4 protein-coding genes are annotated in these 5533 nt (G+C 71.4%); 2 read left to right on the top strand and 2 right to left on the bottom strand.

Annotated features, from left to right (window positions below; all coding sequences use genetic code 11):
• The first annotated feature begins 10 nt into the window (after window positions 1-10).
• On the top strand, window positions 11-1651 hold the full coding sequence (locus tag HG543_RS51070) for a DUF8689 domain-containing protein (protein WP_246357899.1): 1641 nt from the start codon (window positions 11-13) through the stop codon (window positions 1649-1651).
• Here the strand turns inward: HG543_RS51070 and HG543_RS51065 are convergent.
• Complete coding sequence (locus HG543_RS51065) at window positions 1637-2428, bottom strand: WbqC family protein (protein ID WP_343073650.1); 792 nt, start codon at window positions 2426-2428, stop codon at window positions 1637-1639. The two genes, HG543_RS51070 and HG543_RS51065, sit on opposite strands and share 15 nt — an antisense overlap.
• A 195-nt stretch (window positions 2429-2623) precedes the next feature.
• Here HG543_RS51065 and HG543_RS51060 point away from each other — a divergent pair, with 195 nt between their 5' ends.
• A complete protein-coding gene (locus HG543_RS51060) occupies window positions 2624-4690 on the top strand; it encodes a sensor histidine kinase (RefSeq protein ID WP_169352255.1) in 2067 nt (688 codons plus the stop codon).
• 8 nt (window positions 4691-4698) lie between these two features.
• On the opposite strand, the gene HG543_RS51055 is transcribed toward HG543_RS51060, so the two are convergent.
• Entirely contained in the window at window positions 4699-5481 is a 783-nt protein-coding gene (locus HG543_RS51055; protein ID WP_169352254.1) for a phytanoyl-CoA dioxygenase family protein, read from the bottom strand.
• Between the last annotated feature and the right edge of the window lie 52 nt (window positions 5482-5533).

The raw sequence follows: 5533 nt of genomic DNA, 5'->3' as shown, positions 1-5533 counted from the left end.
TAACAGACAGATGCCCCCCAGGCCGCCCCCCGCCGCGCCCCGTCCTCCCCCGGACGAGGCCGGGGGCGTCTCCACCGAGCGCCGCTCCGTCGTCGTCTCCCCGGACGCCCTCATCCCCGAGCGCCGCGCGCCCCCGCCCGAGCGCCGGGTGCCTCCGCCTTCCGGGGTGGCCCTGGGCGCCGAGCGCCGCGTCCCCTCAACCTCGGGCTCCGGTCTCCCCGCCGCCGAGCGCCCCAGGCCCCAGGCTCCGGCAGCCGGCGCATCCGACCCCGAGCGGCGAAGCACCCCGTCCGCCGACTACGCCGGCCCCGAGCGCCGCGCCGGCCCTCGTCGCACCCTGGACGGCGCCGTCCCCGCGCAGCAGGGAGACCGCTTCTGGCCCGCGCAGCCGCGCGCCCTGGAGGACACGGGCCTCACGGCGACCTTCGTGGAGGAGCTGGTCCTCAAGGCCCTCTTCGCCGCTGGCGAGATGCGGGGCATGGACCTGGCCAACCGCCTCCAGCTGCCCACCTCCGTCGTCGACGACATCATCGAGGGCCTGCGCCGCCAGAAGTACGTGGACATCCGCGGCGGTGGCGCCTCGGGCGTGGGCAAGTCGACCATGGTCTACCAGCTCACCCCGTTCGTGACGGACGTGCTGCGGCAGATCAACGACCGCAACCGCTACAACGGCCCGGCGCCCGTGCCCTTCCAGGAGTGGGTGGCCGCGGTGAAGAAGCAGACGGTCCGCGGCAACCGCATCACCCGCGCGCGGATGCAGGACAAGTTCGGCGACCTCATCATCCGCGACTACATCTTCGACGGCATCGGCCCGGCGATGAACTCCGGCCGCGCCATCTTCTTCTACGGCCCGCCCGGCAACGGCAAGACGGCCATCTGCCAGGGCATGGTCAACTGCTTCGAGGGGGACATCTTCATCCCCCACGCCATCCTCATCGACGACTTCGTGGTGCGCATGTTCGACGCCAACCTCCACAAGCCCGTGGAGGACGACAACACGCAGCCCTTCGACAGGCGCTGGGTGCGCTGCCGGCGTCCGCTCGTCGTCGTGGGCGGCGAGCTGACGCTGGACATGCTCGACCTCGTCTACTCGCCGGAGGTGAAGTACTACGAGGCCCCGTTCCAGATGAAGGCCACCAACGGGATGCTCCTCATCGACGACTTCGGCCGTCAGAAGGTGTCCCCGAAGGACCTGCTCAACCGCTGGATTGTCCCGCTGGAGAGCGACATCGACATGCTCACCCTGCACACCGGCAAGAAGGTGCAGGTGCCCTTCGACGTGTTCGCCGCCTTCTCCACCAACCTGGACCCCAGCGACCTCGTGGACGACGCCTTCCTGCGCCGCGTCCGCTACAAGCTGGAGGTGCAGCGCCCGGACGAGGAGCAGTTCCACGAGATCTTCCAGGTGATGTGCAAGAAGCGCGGCGTCGCATACGACGCCTCCGCGGTGGACCACCTCATCGACACGCACTACCGCCCGCTGAAGCGCCCCTTCGCGGCGTGCCAGCCGAGAGACTTGCTCGACCAGGTCATCGACATGGCCCACTACCAGGGCGAGGAGCCGCGGCTGACGACCGAGCTGCTGGACGCGGCGGTGCGCAGCTACTTCGTGCGCTTCGACAAGGGCGAGGCCGGCTCAGGCCCCACCTGAGCCCGTTTGCGCGAACGGCCCCCAGGGCGAGGGCTCCAGCCACTGGCGCACCTCGTCCACGGGGACGTTGGCCAGCACGTCCACCAGGGACATGCCGTGCACGAAGCGCCCCTCGCGGCCCTGCGGGTAGGGCGGGTGGCGGAAGCGCTGCCACAGCACGCGCACGTCCGCGGCGCGGAAGAGGCTGAGCTTCAGGTACAGCGACGAGCCCATGCCCGAGTAGTACGTGTGCGCGCCCAGCTGCTGGCAGTACGCCACCAGCCGGCCCGTCTTGTCGTCGCCCCGCTTCTCCAGCGTGGAGGCCAGGACGATGTTCGGCCGCAGGCCGAGCGGCTCGTGGAACAGCGCCATGCTCGCCAGCAGCACCCGCAGCAGCGAGCCCGGCCCGCCCTCGCGCGCCGCCATGTCATAGAAGGGCTCCACGAGCGGCAGCACCTGCGCGCCGAAGTGCGGCCGCCGCCCGTAGAGCGTCACCAGCGTCTGCAGGTGCTTGCGCGCCCACGGCTGGCGGGTGTCCACCGCGAGGTCCTGGATGAGCGTGTCGCGGTGCGGGTCCTCCAGGGGGATGGACAGCCACTGGAAGCCGGGCTCGGTGGGGGGCGGAAGGGGCACGTTGGCCGGCAGCGCCACCCGCGTGCGCCGCTGCCAGCCGCGCCGCAGCCACTGCACGTTGTCCAGCACCAGCAGGGTGCCCGCGCGCGCCACCTGCTCGTAGAAGTCCACCCATGGGAGGTAATGCGGCTGCTCGGCGACCAGGACTCCGGGTATACCCGACACGAACCCATGATATGCGCCCCCGCCGGTGGCCACCCCCCTCTCGCACGAGTCCCTCCCATGCACCCCGCCTGCACGGCGCCCCATGGGGCATTCTCGACTCACCACCCCACGGGGCCGGAGGCATGATTGGAAATCGATACTGCGGGACTGTAAGATTCCAGGAAGTCGGCTCCTTGAGGGGCAGGGAAGGGCTGGATGAGGTTCCTGTGCATCACCGCGGATGAGCAGCACCCCGTGGCGGAGGAGCTTCGTCGGCAGGGCCAGCACGTCTCCGTGGTCGCGAGCGTGGCCGAGGCGGGCCTGGCGCTGGGACACGGGCCGGTGGACGTGCTGGTGGTGGAGGCGGCGGCGCTGGCGGCGGACGCGCGGTGGCTGGAGTCGCTGCGGACGCGGACCCGGCCGGACGAGCCGCTGGTGCTGGGGCTGGCCCGGGAGGCCACGGACGCGGAGCTCGCGCCGCTGATGAACGGGGTGGTGGACGAGTACCTCGTCGCGCCCTTCACGCCGGGTGACGTGCGCGCGCGGATGCGGATGCTGGAGCGGCGCGGCACGAAGCGGCGGCAGCGGCGCACGTCGGAGGCGGCGGCTCGCGGGGAGATGGACCGGCTGGCCGCCATCATCCAGACGCAGGCGGACGTGGCGCTGGCGGGGCTGGACCTGGACGAAATCATGCGCCTGCTGTGCGAGCGGGCGCGGGTGCTGTGCGGCGCGGACGGCGCGGCGGTGGCGCTGGTGGAGGGCGACGAGGTGCACTACCGCGTCACCACCGGCAGCGTGGCGGCGCACACGGGCTTCCGGCTGAAGGTGGAGGGCAGCCTCACGGGCTCCAGCCTCCTGCGCGGCGACGTGATGCGCACGGACGACACGGAGAACGACGTACGCGTCAACCTGAAATCCGCGCGGCAGGTCGGCGCGCGCTCCATGATTTGCGTCCCGCTGTGGCGCGACGCGCTGCCGGTGGGGGCGCTGAACGTCATCTCCGTCCGGCCGCACGCGTTCGATGACCGCGACGTGCGCACGCTGGAGCTGATGGCGGGCCTGCTCGGGGCGGCCATGGGCAACGCCGCGGAGGCGCGGGCGCGCCAGGAGTTGATGGCGCAGCGCACCGCCGCGCTGGACGCGCTGCAGGAGTCCCAGGAGCTGTTCGCGTCCTTCATGAACAACAGCCCGGTGGTGGCGGTCATCAAGGACGAGCAGGGCCGGCGCATCTGGGTGAACGAGCAGTACCGCCGCTTCTTCCGGCTGCCGGAGGGCGCGGACCTGTCGAAGCTGGACGACATGGAGCTGATGCCGCAGGTGTCCGCGGAGCACGTGCGCCGCGAGGACCGGATGGTGCTGGCGTCGGGCAAGCCCTCGGTCAGCGAGGCCATGATTCCGACGCCGGACGGTGGCGAGCGCTACTGGCTCATGTACCGCTTCCTCGTGAAGGACCAGCCCGGGAAGCGGCTGCTGGGCAGCGTGTCGCTGGACGTCACCGACCGCAAGGCCATGCAGGCGCAGCTCGTGGTGTCGGACCGGCTGGCGGCGGTGGGCACGCTGGCGGCCGGCGTGGCGCACGAAATCAACAACCCGCTGGCCTTCGTGCTGTCCAACCTGTCCTTCCTCTCCGGGGAGCTGCAGGGGGTGGCGCGGGAGCTGCCGCCGGGGCGCACCGCGGAGATGGAGGAGGTGCTGCGCGAGGCGTCGGACGGGGCGCACCGCGTGCGGCAGATTGTCCGGGACTTGCGCACGTTCTCCCGTGGGGACGACGAGGTGGCCACGTCCGTCAACATCCAGGCGGTGCTGGAGTCGGCCATCACCATGGCGCGCGGTGAGCTGAAGATGCGGGCGCAGATTGTCCGCGAGTACCGCGAGGTGCCGCTGGTGGAGGGCAACGAGGGCCGCTTCGGGCAGGTGTTCCTCAACCTGCTCATCAACGCCGCGCAGGCGATTCCCGAGGGCAAGCCGGACCAGAACGAGGTGCGGCTGGTGCTGCGGCAGTCGGGGGACCGGGTCATCGTGGAGGTGCACGACACGGGCTCGGGCATGCCGCCGGAGGTGCGCGCGCGCATCTTCGACCCGTTCTTCACCACCAAGCCGGTGGGCGAGGGCACCGGGCTGGGGCTGTCCATCTGCCACGGCATCGTCACCGGCTTCGGCGGGGAAATCACCGTGGAGAGCGAGGAGGGGCGGGGCAGCGTCTTCCGCGTGTCCCTGCCGGTGGCGCAGCGCGCGCGGGAGTCGGTCATTCCGAGGCCCCTGCCTCTGCACCTGCTGAGCTGAGCCGTCCGTCAGCGGCGGAACACGGGCGGGAAGACGCGGGGCGCCTTCTTCTTGCGCAGGCAGCGGACGTCCGAGCCCATGTAGCAGGCGGAGAAGGCGCGGCGGCGCAGCCCGGGGCGGCCGCGTCCGGAGCGGTGCCACACGTGGTTGTGGACGAGGATGGACTCTCCGGCGCGCACGGGGAGGGGCAGGGCGTGGCGCTCGGCGTCGGCGGCGACCACCGCGTCCGGGGGGATGACGCCGCCCAGCGTTGTCACGAGGCCACCCTTGTGGCTGCCGGGGACGACTTCCAGACAGCCGCCGTCCTCGGGGGCGTCGTCGAGGGCGGTCCAGATCTGCAGGTCGGGCTCGCGGCTGAGGCCCCAGAGCTTCCCGCCATCCTGATGCCAGGGCAGGTTGCTGCCACCGGCCTGGCCCTTGTGGAAGAGGATGGCGCGGTAGAGGACGATGTCGCTGGAGATGCGGGCGCGGGCGATGCGCTCGAACAGCGGGTTCTCCAGCCACGCGAGGAAGCACGGGTCCTTCTCGAGCTTCTCCAGCTTGCGGTAGTCGAGCGAGGGCCCCTGCCAGCCCAGGCCGAGGGGGGCATCCTCGTAGCGGCCGGTGGTGGCGTCCGGCTGGAAGAACATGCCTTCGTGGACGACCCGGCCGAGCATGAGGTCGTCTGCCCGCTCGCGCAGCAGGACGAGTCCTTCGTCGGAGAGGACGCGTCCCAGGCGCGCGTAGCCGTGCTCGGCGTAGTGTGCGAGCGCCGGGGCGATATCGAACTGTTCCGCGTCCACGCAGAGCATGGGGCCTCTCATAACCCGGAGCCGCGGGGTGGGGGGAGCGTCACGGTGGGGT

The organism is Pyxidicoccus fallax (assembly GCF_012933655.1).
GTDB classification, from domain to species: Bacteria; Myxococcota; Myxococcia; order Myxococcales; family Myxococcaceae; genus Myxococcus; species Myxococcus fallax.
The sequence above is the reverse complement of the archived record's forward strand: the minus strand, read 5'-3'. Positions and strand labels throughout refer to the sequence as shown.

Excerpts from the sequence above, each read along its gene's own strand:
- HG543_RS51055 (WP_169352254.1), bottom strand. The coding sequence starts at position 5,481 with ATGCTCTGCGTGGACGCGGAACAGTTCGATATCGCCCCGGCGCTCGCA.
- HG543_RS51070 (WP_246357899.1), top strand. The coding sequence starts at position 11 with ATGCCCCCCAGGCCGCCCCCCGCCGCGCCCCGTCCTCCCCCGGACGAG.
- HG543_RS51060 (WP_169352255.1), top strand. The coding sequence starts at position 2,624 with ATGAGGTTCCTGTGCATCACCGCGGATGAGCAGCACCCCGTGGCGGAG.